Here is a 13,618-nt window from a genome sequence, read left to right on the forward strand (position 1 = left end):
CTGAACTCACATCGGCGCGCGACGTCGGAGCCGGGTTCTCCCTCGCGCAGGAATCCTCAGGCTGGTAACCTGGTCAAGGTCTGCGCGCGGGCCCGCCCCTCGGGGGATGCATGCGGTGAACACCCATGGATCCTCGAACGTGGTCGGGTGCGTGCGGATGTGCCCCTGAGCAGGGGCACTGCACGTCCATCGTTCCTACTCAAACCTGTCCCGACGGAGTCCTTACCTACATGACCGACACCACGACCCCCCAGATCGCCATCAACGACATCGGCGGCGCCGACGAACTCATGGCAGCCATCGATGCGACCATCAAGTACTTCAACGATGGCGACATCGTCGAAGGCACTGTGGTGAAGGTCGATCACGATGAGGTCCTCCTGGACATCGGCTACAAGACCGAGGGCGTCATCCCCTCGCGCGAGCTGTCCATCAAGCACGACGTCGACCCCGGTGAGGTCGTCGAGGTCGGCGACGAGATCGAGGCCCTGGTCCTCCAGAAGGAGGACAAGGAAGGCCGTCTGATCCTGTCCAAGAAGCGCGCACAGTACGAGCGCGCCTGGGGCACGATCGAGCAGATCAAGGAAGACGAGGGCGTCGTCACCGGCCGCGTCATCGAGGTCGTCAAGGGCGGCCTCATCGTCGACATCGGCCTGCGCGGCTTCCTCCCCGCCTCCCTCGTCGAGATGCGTCGCGTCCGCGACCTGCAGCCGTACGTCGGCCAGGAGATCGAGGCGAAGATCATCGAGCTCGACAAGAACCGCAACAACGTGGTCCTGTCGCGCCGTGCCTACCTCGAGGAGACCCAGTCCGCGGTCCGCTCGGACTTCCTGCAGACCCTGCAGAAGGGCCAGGTCCGCGAGGGCGCAGTGTCCTCCATCGTCAACTTCGGCGCCTTCGTCGATCTCGGCGGCGTCGACGGCCTGGTGCACGTCTCCGAGCTGTCCTGGAAGCACATCGATCACCCGTCCGAGGTCGTCGAGGTCGGCCAGAAGGTCTCCGTCGAGGTTCTCGACGTGGACATGGATCGCGAGCGCGTCTCCCTGTCGCTGAAGGCGACGCAGGAGGATCCGTGGCAGCTCTTCGCCCGCACCCACGCCATCGGCGAGGTCGTTCCGGGCAAGGTCACCAAGCTGGTTCCCTTCGGTGCGTTCGTGCGCGTCGAGGACGGCATCGAGGGCCTCGTGCACATCTCCGAGCTGGCTCAGCGCCACGTGGACCTGCCCGAGCAGGTCGTCACCGTCGACCAGGACGTCTTCGTCAAGGTCATCGACATCGACCTCGAGCGTCGCCGGATCTCGCTGTCGCTCAAGCAGGCCAACGAGGGCGTCGACCCCGAGGGTGACGACACCACCTTCGACCCGGCCCTGTACGGCATGGCGGCGGAGTACGACGCCAACGGCGAGTACAAGTACCCCGAGGGCTTCGACCCGGAGACCAACGAGTGGCTCGAGGGCTACGACGCCCAGCGCGAGGTGTGGGAGGCCCAGTACGGCGCCGCCTACGAGCGCTGGACCGCTCACAAGGCTCAGGTCGCCGAGGCCATCAAGGCCGACGAGGAGTCCGCGAACGCACCGGCCACCGAGACGTCCACCTCGACGCCGTCGGCCGCTCCGGCCACGCAGGCTTCCTCCTACCAGTCGAGCACCACGGACGAGGGCACGCTGGCCTCCGACGAGGCACTGGCCGCCCTGCGCGCCAAGCTCACCGGCAACTGATCCTCGGATCGTTCTGCGGAACGCCCCGGTCCCCTCACGGGGGCCGGGGCGTTCCGGCGTCCGGGGGACGCGCACGGGGGATCCGCGGAGAAGTGATCTGCAGGTCATCGGGATGGCCTCCTGCAGGCGAGGGCGTTCTCGGTGCACACTGGAGGCATGACCACCGCGCTCGATGACCATCCGATCCACTCCTGGCTGACCGATATGGACGGCGTGCTCGTCCATGAGCAGTCCGCTCTGCCCGGCGCCGCCGACTTCATCGCGGCCCTGCAGCGTTTCGGCCGTCCGTTCCTGGTTCTCACGAACAACTCGATCTTCACGCCCCGGGACCTGCGAGCCCGCCTCTCGCGCAGCGGCATCGACATCCCCGAGGAGTCGATCTGGACGAGCGCGATGGCCACGGCACGCTTCCTCGCGGAGCAGGCACCCGGCTCGTCGGCCTACGTGATCGGTGAGGCGGGCCTGACCAGCGCGATGCACGAGGAGGGGTTCATCCTCGCCGACTCCGATGTGGAGTTCGTGGTGCTGGGGGAGACCCGCACCTACTCCTTCGAGTCGATCACCCGGGCGATCCGCCTGATCACCAAGGGCGCGAAGTTCATCGCCACCAATCCGGACGTCAGCGGCCCCAGCGCGGAGGGCCCGCTGCCCGCCACCGGGTCCGTCGCGGCCATGATCACCGCGGCCACCGGGATCCAGCCGTACTACATCGGCAAGCCGAACCCGCTCATGATGCGCACCGCGCTGAACCGCATCGGCGCACATTCCGAGACGTCCGTGATGATCGGTGACCGGATGGACACCGACGTGAAGTCGGGCCTCGAGGCCGGCATGCGGTCCGTGCTGGTGCTGACCGGATCCACCACGGAGGACGAGATCCCTCTGTACCCGTTCCGGCCCACCGCGATCATGGACGGCATCGCGGATGTCGTCCCCCTGGTGGAGGAGCTGATGCCGTCCGAGGCGGTGGAGCTGGGGGAGGACTGAACCGGAGCGCACTGCGCGAGGTGACGAGGACCTCCAGGATCGTCGTCCGTGCGGCGCGGACGACCGTCCGTGCGCCCAGCGCATCATGAGAGGATCAGCGGTATGTTGCGCTGGCTCACGGCCGGGGAATCCCATGGCCCTTCCCTCATCTCCCTGCTCGACGGCGTTCCCGCCGGGATCGAGCTGACCAGTGACGATCTGAAGACGGCTCTCGCCCGTCGGCGGCTCGGCCACGGCCGCGGCAGTCGGCAGAAGTTCGAGCAGGACGTCCTGACGGTCCACAGCGGGCTCCGGCACGGGCTCACCCTCGGCTCGCCGCTCGCGATCGAGATCGCGAACTCCGAGTGGCCGAAGTGGGAGAAGGTCATGAGCGCCGATCCCGTGCAGCCTGAGGACCTCCTCGTCGATGCCGGGACCGGTGACCAGCGGGAGATCGCCCGCAATCGCCCGCTGACCCGCCCGCGACCCGGGCACGCCGATCTCTCCGGGATGCTCAAGTACGGGTTCGACGAAGCACGCCCGATCCTCGAGCGGGCCAGCGCCCGCGAGACCGCCGCCCGGGTGGTGGCGGGCCGCGTCGCCGCCGCGATCCTGGAGCAGACCGCCGGTATCCGGCTGGTCTCCCACACCCTGTCCGTCGGCCCGGTGCGCGTCCCGGAGGACGCCCCCCTGCCGACGCCGGACGACGATCAGGCTCTGGACGCCGATCCGCTGCGCTGCTTCCACCCGGAGACCTCCGCCGCGATGGTCGCCGAGGTCGATTCCGCGAAGGCGGACGGCGACACCCTCGGCGGCGTCGTCGAGGTCCTCGCCTACGGCCTCCCGGTCGGTCTGGGATCCCACACGCAGTGGGATCGGAAGCTCGACGGTCGCCTCGCCCAGGCGATCATGTCGATCCAGGCGATGAAGGCCGTGGAGATCGGTGACGGGTTCGCGACCGCCGCCCGGCGCGGTTCCGCCGCCCATGACGAGATCCTCGCGGCCGGTGAGGCCGACAGCCGCACGGCCATCCCGCGCGCCAGCAACCGCGCGGGCGGGCTCGAGGGCGGCATGACCAACGGCCAGGTGCTGCGCGTGCGCGGCGCCCTGAAGCCGATCTCGACGGTGCCGCGCGCCCTGCGCACGATCGATGTCGCCACCGGTGAGCAGTCCAGCGCCAACCACCAGCGCTCCGACACCTGTGCGGTCGCGCCCGCCGCGGTGATCGCGGAGGCCGTCGTCGCGCTGACCCTCGTGGACGCCCTGCTGGAGAAGACCGGCGGCGACAGCGTCGAGGAGATCCGGGCGCACCTGGCAGGGACGGTCGAGCTGCAGTCCCGCATCGTGGGCGGTGGCTCGGGCGCCGCCTCGTGAGCGGACCCGCTGTCATCCTGCTGGGCCCGATGGGTGCCGGCAAGACCAGCGTCGGGCGGGAGCTCGCGACCCGTCTGGACGTGCCCTTCGACGACCTGGACGCGATGATCGTCGCCGAGGCGGGACGCCCGATCCCGGCCATCTTCGAGACCGAGGGCGAAGCAGGCTTCCGGGAGCTCGAGGCCGCGGTGCTGGAGCGGGCCCTCGCCTCCTGCCGCGGTGTGCTCTCTCTCGGCGGGGGCGCGCCCCTGCACCCCGCCTCGCGCGAGCGGCTGCGGGGCGGGCCCGTCGTGCTGCTCGAGATCGATGAGCGCACGGCGACCAGCCGCATCGGCCGGGGCCATGGGCGCCCGATGCTCGCCGGCGGCGCGGACCCCATGGTCCGTTGGCGCGAGCTCGCCCGTGCCCGAGGGCCCGTCTACCGCGAGCTCGCCCGCTGGAGCGTCGACACCGGCCGCGGCAGCGCCGCCTCCGTGGCGCGCGCCATCACCGACATGATGGGCAGGGACCTGCTGTCCCTGCCCGAGGAGGAGAATCCATGAGCACCACCGTGATCCCCGTGACCACCCCCGTCGGCAGCTACGACGTCCTCGTCGGCCGCGGCATCATGCACGACGTCGGCGACCTGATCCCGGGGCGCACCCGCCGCGTCGTCATCGTCCATCAGCCCAGTCTCCGCGATGTCGCCGAGGAGATCCGCGCGACCATCGCCGGCACCGGTCGCGACGCCTTCGCCGCAGAGATCCCCGACGGGGAGGAGGCCAAGACCGCCCAGGTCGCCGGCTTCCTCTGGGGCGTGTGCGGGCAGGCGGAGATCGGCCGTGGCGACCTCATCATCGGCCTCGGCGGCGGCGCCGCGACGGATCTCGCCGGCTTCGTCGCCGCCTCCTGGCTGCGCGGCATCGACGTGCTGCAGATCCCCACCACGGTCGCGGGCATGGTCGATGCCGCCGTGGGCGGGAAGACCGGGATCAACACCACGGAGGGCAAGAACCTCGTCGGCGCCTTCCATCCGCCGATCGCGGTGCTCGCCGACCTCGACGTCCTCGAGTCCCTCGGTGCCCACGACATCGCCGCCGGGCTCGCCGAGGTCGTCAAGGGAGGGTTCATCGCCGATGAGCGCATCCTGGAGATCATCGAGGCGGACCCCGCCGCGGTGCTCGACGTGACCACCGACGCCTTCCGCGAAGTCGTCGAGCGCAAGATCCGCATCAAGGCCGACGTCGTCTCCGAGGACCTCACCGAGCAGGGACGCCGCGAGATCCTCAACTACGGCCACACCCTCGCCCACGCCATCGAGCGCAACGAGCGCTACCAGTGGCGCCATGGCGCGGCGGTCTCCGTCGGCATGATGTTCGCCGCCGAGCTCTCGCACCTTGCGGGCAAGCTCTCCGAGGCCGACGTCGACCGTCATCGCAGCATCCTCACCTCGCTGGGCCTGCCCACGACGTACCGGGACCGGCAGTGGCCCAAGCTCGAGGACGCCATGAAGCGTGACAAGAAGACCCGGGCGGGTCTCCTGCGCTTCGTGGTCCTGGACCGGGTCGGCTCGGTGTCCCGCCTGGAAGGTCCCGACCCCGCCCTGCTGCTGTCCGCCTACGCAGCCATCACCGCAGAATGACGGAGGACACCATGACCGACAGCACCCCGACCGACCCCAGCGCGACCGGCAGCGCCCCGACCGGCCCCGCCGGCATCGAGACCCCGGGCGCCGAGACCACGGGAACCACGATCACTGCGACGGTGCGCGGCATCGAGCTCGGCCGTGCACGGCCCGAGATCATCGTCCCGCTGGTGGGCGACGATCACGACGCCGTGCTCGCCCAGGCCGACGCCGCGCTGAAGACCCCGGCACGCATCATCGAATGGCGCATCGATCGTTTCCGCCCGGACCTGGAGGATTCCGAGGACCACCGCGACGTGGTGCTCGCAACCCTCCCGGCGCTGCGCGCCAAGCTGGGACCCGACAAGGCGCTGCTGGCGACCGTGCGCACCGCAGCGGAGGGCGGAGAGCGGCGGATCCGCGACCTCGATCTCGCCGTGCTGCTGGAGGCGCTCATGGGCTCCCGGCGAGCCGGCACCCAGTCCCAGGTCGACATGATCGACATCGAGACGTCGCGGTCGCCTGAGATCGTCGCGCGCGTGATCACGACCGCGCACCGCAACGGCGTGGTCGTGATCGGCTCCTTCCACGACCTCGAGGGCACACCGGACGAGGCGGAGATCGCCGAGCTGCTGCGCTCCCAGCGCCGCCTCGGCGTCGACGTCCCCAAGATCGCCGTGACCCCGAGGACCGCCCGAGACGTGCTGACGCTGCTCTCCGCGAGCCTGACGGTGGCCTCCGAGCGCACGGGGCCCCACATCGCGATCAGCATGGGAACCCTCGGCGTGGCCAGCCGGGTCTCGGCAGAGTCCTTCGGCAGCGCCGCGACGTTCGCCACGGCCGGGGCGGCCTCCGCCCCGGGCCAGCTCGGGGCCGACGACGTCGCCAGGATGCTCGAGCTCCTGCGCCCCTGAGCCCGGCTGCGTCCCTGAGCCGGTTGCGACCTGGGGACCTGACGTGCGGATCCCTGCTGCCCGCTGAGCGGGTCCGCTCAGCGGGGGTCGTCCGGGTCGTCGCCGAGGTCATCCGCGTCCGAGCTGTCCGCGCTGCCTGCGCGGCGTGCTTCACGAGGGGGGACGTCTCCGGCCCCCTGTTCGTGTCCGTGCCCCCCGTCGAGCCCCGGCTCCGGGAAGCGGATGGCGTCCCCGTCGTGGTCGGCGAACGCCCGTTCGGCGTACTGACCGGCATCGGCGTCCAGGAAGCTGATGTCGTCGGCGAGATCGTCGACCGAGGCGTCGACCACGGGGATCGCACCGGTCTCCATCGCGACCCGCTCGCGCTCGGAGCGCCGCGTGCGCCGCACGAGGGCCTTGACCTGGGAGGCGGACATCGTCACCTGCCACTCGCCATGCGCGGGCAGCGACCAGCGCCGCCAGGCCGCGAGCCCGGCGAGGAGCGCGCCGAGGGCGACGGCCACCAGCACATACGGGGACTGCAGACCCAGGGCGGTCACGCCCCAGGTGCCTATCGCGGTGACCAGGGCGCCCGTCGCATACAGCGGCCCGCCGCCGAAGATCGCGGGGATCCTGCCCACGAGGACATCGCGGATCACGCCGCCGCCCACGGCGCTGGTCACCCCGAGCAGGATCGCCGGCAGCGGATCCAGGCCGTAGCCGATCGACTTCGCCGTGCCGGTCGCCGCCCACAGCGCCATCGCCGCGATGTCCAGCACGGTGACCAGGCCCCGCCACCAGGGCCCGTCGGCCGCGATCACGAAGGTGAACAGCGACCCGGCGAGCGCACAGGTCAGGTACCAGGGGCCGTCGAAGGCGGCCGGCGTGCCGTAATCGAGGATCAGGTCGCGCACGAGGCCCCCGCCGAGACCGGCGACGATGCCGATGATCGCGAAGCCGACGGCATCGAAGTTCAGCCGCGACGCGAGGGCACCTGCGGCAACACCCATCACGAAGACCCCGATGAGGTCCAGCACGCGGAGGAAGTCATTGGTGACGAGCAGTTGGAGAGGGTCCACGCCACGACGGTAGCCCGCCCCGACGCCGCGTGAGGATCCGGCACGACGTGAGAGGGCACCCACCTGCCGACCGAACAGTCGGGGGGCAGGTGCCCCGTACGATCGGCGCATGACGATCTCAGCTCGTGCCACCCTTCCTCGCATCGGCCTGACCGGCGGCATCGGCTCCGGGAAGTCGACGGTCGCGGCGTTCTGGCGGGACGCAGGACACCGCGTGATCGACCTCGATGCGCACTCCCGGGCGGTGCTCGACATCCCCGGTGACGGGGTCGAGGAGGCCGTGGCGCGATTCGGGGAACACTTCCGCACCTCCGGCGGGACGATCGACCGGGCGGCGCTGGCAGGCCTCGTCTTCGCCGATGCCGAGGCCCGGGCCGATCTGGAGGCGATCGTGCTCACCCGCGTCGACCGCGCGGTCGCCGAGGAGGAGCGGGAGGCGGCCGCGGCGGGCGAGGCGCTCGTCGTGCATGACAGCCCCCTGCTGCTGGAGAAGGATCGCGACGCGGAGTACGCCGCCGTCGTCGCCGTGCTCGCCCGCCGGGAGGACCGCATCCGGCGGGTCGTCCGCGACCGCGCCAAGGACCGTGCCTACGTCGAGTCGATCATGGCCGCCCAGGTCACCGACCTCGAACGGATCCGACGGGCGGATCGCCTCGTGCTCAACACGACGGATCGGGAGGCCCTCGCGCAGCGCGCGCAGCACGCCCTGGCCGTCCTCGTCGGCGCCCTCTGACCTCGCGCATCCCCCGCGAGGGGCGGAGGATGCCGGAGGACGCCGGGGGCACGCACGATTCCGCCGTGCGCTGACGCACAGGCCGTCATCTGTCGGGTGTCCGACCCGGGACGTAGGCTCGACCCATGCGTCCCATCACTGATCTGGTCCGCGCCGAGCACCCTTTCGAGGTCGTCTCCGACTACTCGCCCTCGGGCGATCAGCCGAGGGCGATCGCGGACCTCACGCGTCGTATCAACGACGGCGAGCAGGACGTGGTGCTGCTGGGCGCCACCGGTACCGGCAAGTCCGCGACCACGGCCTGGCTGATCGAGCAGGTGCAGCGCCCCACCCTGGTGATGGCCCACAACAAGACCCTCGCCGCGCAGCTGGCCAGCGAGTTCCGGGATCTGCTGCCCAACAACGCGGTGGAGTACTTCGTCTCGTACTACGACTACTACCAGCCCGAGGCGTACGTCCCGCAGTCGGACACCTTCATCGAGAAGGACTCCTCCGTGAACGCCGAGGTGGAGCGGCTGCGGCACAGCGCCACCAACTCCCTGCTCACGCGTCGTGATGTCGTCGTGGTCTCCTCCGTGTCCTGCATCTACGGCCTGGGCACCCCGCAGGAGTACGTGGACCGGATGGTGCAGCTGAAGGTGGGCCAGCAGCTGGACCGCGATGAGCTGCTGCACCGCTTCGTGGACATGCAGTACGACCGCAACGACGTCGCCTTCGAGCGCGGCACCTTCCGCGTGCGCGGCGACACCGTCGAGATCATCCCGATGTACGAGGAGCTCGCGATCCGCATCGAGTTCTTCGGTGACGAGGTCGACGCGCTGTACACGCTGCACCCGATGACGGGTGAGGTCATCCGCGCCGAGGACCACATCCACATCTTCCCCGCCTCCCACTACGTCGCCGGCCCCGAGCGGCTCTCCCGCGCGATCGGCACCATCGAGGTCGAGCTCGCCGAACGGCTCGAGGAGCTCGAGCACCAGAACAAGCTCCTCGAGGCCCAGCGGCTGCGGATGCGCACCACGCACGACCTCGAGATGCTCCGCCAGGTCGGTTCGACCAACGGCGTGGAGAACTACTCCCGGCACCTCGACGGCCGTGACCCCGGCACCGCCCCGAACACCCTCATGGACTACTTCCCCGAGGACTTCCTGCTGGTCATCGACGAGTCCCATGTGACCGTGCCGCAGATCGGTGCGATGTTCGAAGGCGACCGCTCCCGCAAGCGCACGCTCGTCGACTTCGGGTTCCGCCTGCCCAGCGCGTTGGACAACCGGCCGCTCACCTTCTCGGAGTTCACCGAGCGCACGGGCCAGACGGTCTACCTCTCCGCGACCCCCGCGGACTATGAGCTCGGCAAGGCGAACGGCGTGGTCGAACAGATCATCCGGCCGACGGGCCTGGTCGATCCCGAGGTGATCGTGAAGCCGGTCAAGGGCCAGATCGACGATCTGCGCGAGGAGATCGAGAAGCGGGTCCAGCGCGATGAGCGCGTCCTGGTGACCACCTTGACCAAGCGCATGGCCGAGGACCTCACGGACTTCCTGCTCGAGAACGGGGTGCGGGTGCAGTACCTGCATTCGGACGTCGACACCCTGCGCCGCATCGAGCTGCTGCGCCAGCTGCGCAAGGGTGAGTTCGATGTGCTGGTGGGCATCAACCTGCTGCGTGAGGGGCTCGATCTCCCGGAGGTGTCGCTCGTCGCGATCCTCGACGCGGACAAGGAGGGCTTCCTCCGCTCGCGCACCTCGCTCATCCAGACCATCGGCCGCGCCGCCCGCAACGTCTCCGGCCAGGTGCACATGTACGCCGACCGGATCACCGACTCGATGCAGTCCGCGATCGACGAGACCAACCGTCGCCGAGAGATCCAGGTCGCCTACAACACCGAGAACGGCATCGACCCGACGCCGCTGCGCAAGCGCATCGCGGACGTCACCGACATGCTCGCCCGCGAGGACATCGACACCGACACCCTGATGGCCACCGACTACCGCTCCGGCAAGGAGCGGGTCACCCGCGACCGCGCCCGGGCCAATGCGGTCGACGCCGTCAACGGCCGCACGGTCGACCTCGGCGATGATCCCGTCGGCTCCCTGACCGGCATGATCGACGAGATGACGGTGCAGATGCACCAGGCCGCCGAGAACCTCCAGTTCGAGCAGGCCGCACGCCTGCGTGACGAGGTCCAGGAGCTCAAGAAGGAGCTGCGGGCGGTCCAGCGCTCCTAGGCTCCGCCCCCTGGAGCGGTCTCCCCGTTCGGCCCCATCGAGCTGGGTGACGTGGGACGATCGACGAGGCCGCCGGTGGAGGCGACCGGGTCGACGTCGACAGGGGAGTGCCAGTGCGGACCATCGCATGGATCTCTCGGCGCGCCCTGGCTGCTGCTCCGGTCATGGTCGTCTCCACGACGTTGGTGGCGCTCGTGCTCGCCGCGGTTCCTGCGCTGCAGGTGCTTCTCATCGCCGAGCTGATCGCTGCTCTCGGCGACGCGGAGCATCTTCGCGACGTGGCGGGACTACTCCTCGCCATGATCCTGGTGGTCGGACTGACGCCGTCGGCATCTTCGATGTGCGGGATCTTCCAGCACCGCGCTGCACAGCGACTGCAGGCCGATCTGAACTCTGCTCTCGTCCGCGAAGCCTCGAGGATCGCACCGGACGAACTGGTGAACTCCTCCGTCGCCTCACAGGTGGAACGCCACTCCCGCGCCATCGGTGAAGGCATCGCGTGGTCCTTCAAGCAGTTCATGGAAGCGCTGATGGCTCTGCTGTCCTCGATCGGAGTGATCGCAGCCGTCTTCACCTTCAGCCCTCTTGCCGGCGTGCTCACCCTCATCGCACTCATCCCGCCGCTGATCTACTCCAGGTATCTCTCGCGCGTCTGGGAATCTCAGTGGGAGCAGGTCAGCCCGCACTACGACCGGGAACGCTATCTGCGAGAGCTCATCGTCCGGCAACGCTCGGCGACCGAGCTCGCTGGTCTGGGAACCTCGGAGAGAATCGGGGAGATGGTCGCTGATCGGTGGAGGACAGTCGACTCCATCTTGGCCCGAGCCATGCGTCCACAGATCACCGGGAACGTCCTCAGCGGGCTCGTCGCTGCACTGCTCCTCGGAGGCGCAGTCATGTCCGTCGTCGTCGGCGCGCAGTTCGAGTCACCCGCCGTGGCCGGCATCTACGGGGTCATGGCAGCGATGACAGCGTCCGCCGGGGCCGGGTTGAACGCCGGGCTCGCCATAGAGACTCTTCCCCTTGCACGGGGGCTCCATCAGTTCCTCGCCGCCGAGAGACCGAGCAGGAAGCATACGGTTGCTCCTGCGGTTCGTGAGATGCGGGGGGAACATCTCTCGCATCGATACAGCGGACGAGGGGAGAACGCGATCACCGACGTGAGCATCGAGGCTCGACTCGGCGAGGTGGTCGCGCTGGTCGGGGTGAACGGTGCCGGGAAGACGACGACTGTCAACGCACTGCTAGGACTCGTGACACCACAGGAAGGTCGGGTCCTCCTGGACGGGTCGAGCTGCTCGGACCTCAGCGAGGCCGCTCGGCTCGCGAGGTTCGGGTTGCTGACCCAGGAGTTCGGACGTTTCGAGCTGACGGTGCGCGACGCAGTGCGTCTCGGGTCGCCGCGAGAGGACGTGACCGACGAGGAGGTCTGGAACGCGCTGCGATCGGCTCACGCGGAAGGCATGGTCGAGGCCATGCCCGACGGCCTGGATCAGCAGCTCGGTGAGCAGTGGGGAGGGGTGGGCATCTCCGGAGGCCAATGGCAGCGGCTGGCGCTGGCACGCATCTATCTCCGGGATGCCCCGGTCTGGGTGCTGGACGAGCCGACCTCGGCGATCGACGCGGAGGCCGAGCAGGAGATCTTCCACGAGCTGCAGCGGACGAAGCACCACAGGATCACGGTCGTCGTCTCCCACCGTGCCTGGACGCTCAAGGAGATGGACCGGATCTACGTCATCGATGAGGGCCGGGTCGCCGAGCAGGGGACCTACGAGGAGCTGCTCGCCCTCGACGGCAGGTTCGCCGCGATCTTCGCCGAACAGCGGTGACGGACCACGTGCCGAGGGATCATTCCTCGTAGGTGATCGCGTACGTCGTCCCGCCGTCCATGGTCGGGGTCGTGATCTCCAGGGTCTCGCCGACGGCGACGGTGAAGGTCCTCTGCTCCGTGGTCAGGTCGATCCCACCGGTCTCGGAGCGTTCGGACATCGGCCGGCTCGTGCGCAGCGTGAGTTCCTCGTCGTCGACCTCCTTCACCGTGAAGGTGAGCTCGCCGCCGTCGCCCTCACGCGAGAACTCGGATCCCTTCGTGACACTCTCCGTCGCGGATTCCGGCGCGGGCTGATCCGTGCTCCAGCCGGTCCAGCCGCTCGAGACCACGGTGAGCGTGACGGTCGGGGACGGGTCCACAGCCTCGAGGAGCCCGCACCCCGCGATCAGGGTCGTCACCGGCAGGAGGAACAGCACGCCGCGGCGCGTGCTCAGGGTGCTGGGGCTGCGGCGTCCGGTCGCCCGGGTGGTCGTCGTGGTGCTCGTGCTCGTGCTCATGGGTCCTCCTCCTGCTGTGGAATGCCTGTGCTCGGAGGCTATGCGGATCGTGCGCGGAAGCCGATGGGGAAGACTCCCCAGCGCCGCGTCATCTGCCGGCGCGCTCCCAGGACTCGACATCACCCGGCACCTCCACGAACAGCGGATGCAGCTCGGGCCCCGTCCGGGCGGACTCCCGCGCCCATCGCTCGGGATCCCGCGCTGACAGCTTCAGCAGCAGATGATCCCACTCCAGCGCGATCTGTCCCTCGGACACAGGGATGCGTCCGACGGTGGGCTGTTCGCCGAGCCCTGTCGGGTCGACGTCGCCAGATACGACGTCGTCAGGCACCCCATCGCCAGGTGCGCCGTCGGCCGGTCGTCGGTCGATGCGGGTGCGGTCGAAGCGATATCCCCGCTCGGTGGCCTCCGCGGCGAGTGCTTCGAGGTAGACCCCGACCGCGGCGAGCGGATCGACCTGGGCACGGAACCGCTCGAGCTGCGGGTGCGAGCGGTATCCCGTCGTCCGCCCGGCGAGCACCGCCTGCGCGAGCAACGACTCCCGCCAGCAGCCGGTCAGGCCGGGGCGATCGAGGTGACGGGGGTGCAGGGACCACAGACGCATGGACCAAGCATGCGGCATGCGTCATCTGGCTGACGAGGTGATCGGGCGTCGCGGACCAGTATTCGATGGACGTGCCTCGCGGTGACACCGCA

The 13,618-nt window shown here is 69.5% G+C and carries 12 protein-coding genes; 9 read left to right on the forward strand and 3 right to left on the reverse strand.

Annotated features, from left to right (window positions below; translation table 11 throughout):
* The first annotated feature begins 230 nt into the window (after window positions 1–230).
* The 6 genes from rpsA to aroD all read left to right on the forward strand — a co-directional run bounded on the left by rpsA (window position 231) and on the right by aroD (window position 6,575).
* Complete coding sequence (gene rpsA / locus ACT3T5_RS09695; RefSeq protein WP_444576601.1) at window positions 231–1,718, forward strand: 30S ribosomal protein S1; 1,488 nt, start codon at window positions 231–233, stop codon at window positions 1,716–1,718.
* Window positions 1,719–1,874: 156 nt separating this feature from the next.
* Entirely contained in the window at window positions 1,875–2,705 is an 831-nt protein-coding gene (locus tag ACT3T5_RS09700) for an HAD-IIA family hydrolase (protein ID WP_444576602.1), read from the forward strand.
* 102 nt (window positions 2,706–2,807) lie between these two features.
* On the forward strand, window positions 2,808–4,058 hold the full coding sequence (gene aroC / locus ACT3T5_RS09705; RefSeq protein WP_444576603.1) for a chorismate synthase: 1,251 nt from the start codon (window positions 2,808–2,810) through the stop codon (window positions 4,056–4,058).
* Complete coding sequence (locus ACT3T5_RS09710) at window positions 4,055–4,600, forward strand: shikimate kinase (protein WP_444576604.1); 546 nt, start codon at window positions 4,055–4,057, stop codon at window positions 4,598–4,600. Before aroC ends, ACT3T5_RS09710 begins: the two co-directional genes overlap by 4 nt.
* On the forward strand, window positions 4,597–5,679 hold the full coding sequence (gene aroB, locus ACT3T5_RS09715) for a 3-dehydroquinate synthase (protein ID WP_444576605.1): 1,083 nt from the start codon (window positions 4,597–4,599) through the stop codon (window positions 5,677–5,679). The genes ACT3T5_RS09710 and aroB overlap by 4 nt, the downstream gene beginning before the upstream one ends.
* 11 nt (window positions 5,680–5,690) lie before the next feature.
* The gene (gene aroD, locus ACT3T5_RS09720) at window positions 5,691–6,575 is read left to right on the forward strand and encodes a type I 3-dehydroquinate dehydratase (protein WP_444576606.1); all 885 of its coding nucleotides are present in this window, start codon (window positions 5,691–5,693) and stop codon (window positions 6,573–6,575) included.
* A 77-nt stretch (window positions 6,576–6,652) separates the two neighbouring features.
* Here aroD and ACT3T5_RS09725 read toward each other — a convergent pair whose 3' ends face one another.
* The gene (locus ACT3T5_RS09725; protein ID WP_444576607.1) at window positions 6,653–7,633 is read right to left on the reverse strand and encodes a trimeric intracellular cation channel family protein; all 981 of its coding nucleotides are present in this window, start codon (window positions 7,631–7,633) and stop codon (window positions 6,653–6,655) included.
* Between the two features lie 109 nt (window positions 7,634–7,742).
* On the opposite strand from ACT3T5_RS09725, the gene coaE reads away from it, so the two are divergent.
* The 3 genes from coaE (at window position 7,743) to ACT3T5_RS09740 (ending at window position 12,423) form a co-directional block, all read left to right on the forward strand.
* Entirely contained in the window at window positions 7,743–8,366 is a 624-nt protein-coding gene (gene coaE / locus ACT3T5_RS09730; protein ID WP_444576608.1) for a dephospho-CoA kinase, read from the forward strand.
* 125 nt (window positions 8,367–8,491) lie between these two features.
* Window positions 8,492–10,594: an excinuclease ABC subunit UvrB gene (gene uvrB / locus ACT3T5_RS09735; protein WP_444576609.1), complete on the forward strand. Its 2,103-nt coding sequence runs from the start codon at window positions 8,492–8,494 to the stop codon at window positions 10,592–10,594.
* A 113-nt stretch (window positions 10,595–10,707) separates the two neighbouring features.
* Window positions 10,708–12,423 (forward strand): ABC transporter ATP-binding protein, encoded by a 1,716-nt coding sequence (locus tag ACT3T5_RS09740; RefSeq protein ID WP_444576610.1) that lies wholly within the window; start codon window positions 10,708–10,710, stop codon window positions 12,421–12,423.
* Window positions 12,424–12,442: 19 nt separating this feature from the next.
* On the opposite strand, the gene ACT3T5_RS09745 is transcribed toward ACT3T5_RS09740, so the two are convergent.
* Together ACT3T5_RS09745 and ACT3T5_RS09750 are read right to left on the reverse strand one after the other, a co-directional pair.
* On the reverse strand, window positions 12,443–12,922 hold the full coding sequence (locus ACT3T5_RS09745; RefSeq protein ID WP_444576611.1) for a hypothetical protein: 480 nt from the start codon (window positions 12,920–12,922) through the stop codon (window positions 12,443–12,445).
* 88 nt (window positions 12,923–13,010) lie between these two features.
* Window positions 13,011–13,526, reverse strand: coding sequence for a pyrimidine dimer DNA glycosylase/endonuclease V (locus ACT3T5_RS09750; protein ID WP_444576612.1), 516 nt, complete (start codon window positions 13,524–13,526; stop codon window positions 13,011–13,013).
* Window positions 13,527–13,618: the final 92 nt, after the last annotated feature.

Origin of the sequence: Brachybacterium sp. AOP3-A1-3 (genome assembly GCF_052378285.1) — a bacterium.
Taxonomy (GTDB): domain Bacteria; phylum Actinomycetota; class Actinomycetes; order Actinomycetales; family Dermabacteraceae; genus Brachybacterium.

What these genes read in the sequence shown, in the direction of transcription:
- ACT3T5_RS09700 (WP_444576602.1), top strand. Translation starts at nt 1,875, where the DNA reads ATGACCACCGCGCTCGATGACCATCCGATCCACTCCTGGCTGACCGAT.
- aroD (WP_444576606.1), top strand. Translation starts at nt 5,691, where the DNA reads ATGACCGACAGCACCCCGACCGACCCCAGCGCGACCGGCAGCGCCCCG.
- rpsA (WP_444576601.1), top strand. Translation starts at nt 231, where the DNA reads ATGACCGACACCACGACCCCCCAGATCGCCATCAACGACATCGGCGGC.
- ACT3T5_RS09745 (WP_444576611.1), bottom strand. Translation starts at nt 12,922, where the DNA reads ATGAGCACGAGCACGAGCACCACGACGACCACCCGGGCGACCGGACGC.
- uvrB (WP_444576609.1), top strand. Translation starts at nt 8,492, where the DNA reads ATGCGTCCCATCACTGATCTGGTCCGCGCCGAGCACCCTTTCGAGGTC.
- aroC (WP_444576603.1), top strand. Translation starts at nt 2,808, where the DNA reads ATGTTGCGCTGGCTCACGGCCGGGGAATCCCATGGCCCTTCCCTCATC.
- aroB (WP_444576605.1), top strand. Translation starts at nt 4,597, where the DNA reads ATGAGCACCACCGTGATCCCCGTGACCACCCCCGTCGGCAGCTACGAC.
- ACT3T5_RS09750 (WP_444576612.1), bottom strand. Translation starts at nt 13,526, where the DNA reads ATGCGTCTGTGGTCCCTGCACCCCCGTCACCTCGATCGCCCCGGCCTG.
- coaE (WP_444576608.1), top strand. Translation starts at nt 7,743, where the DNA reads ATGACGATCTCAGCTCGTGCCACCCTTCCTCGCATCGGCCTGACCGGC.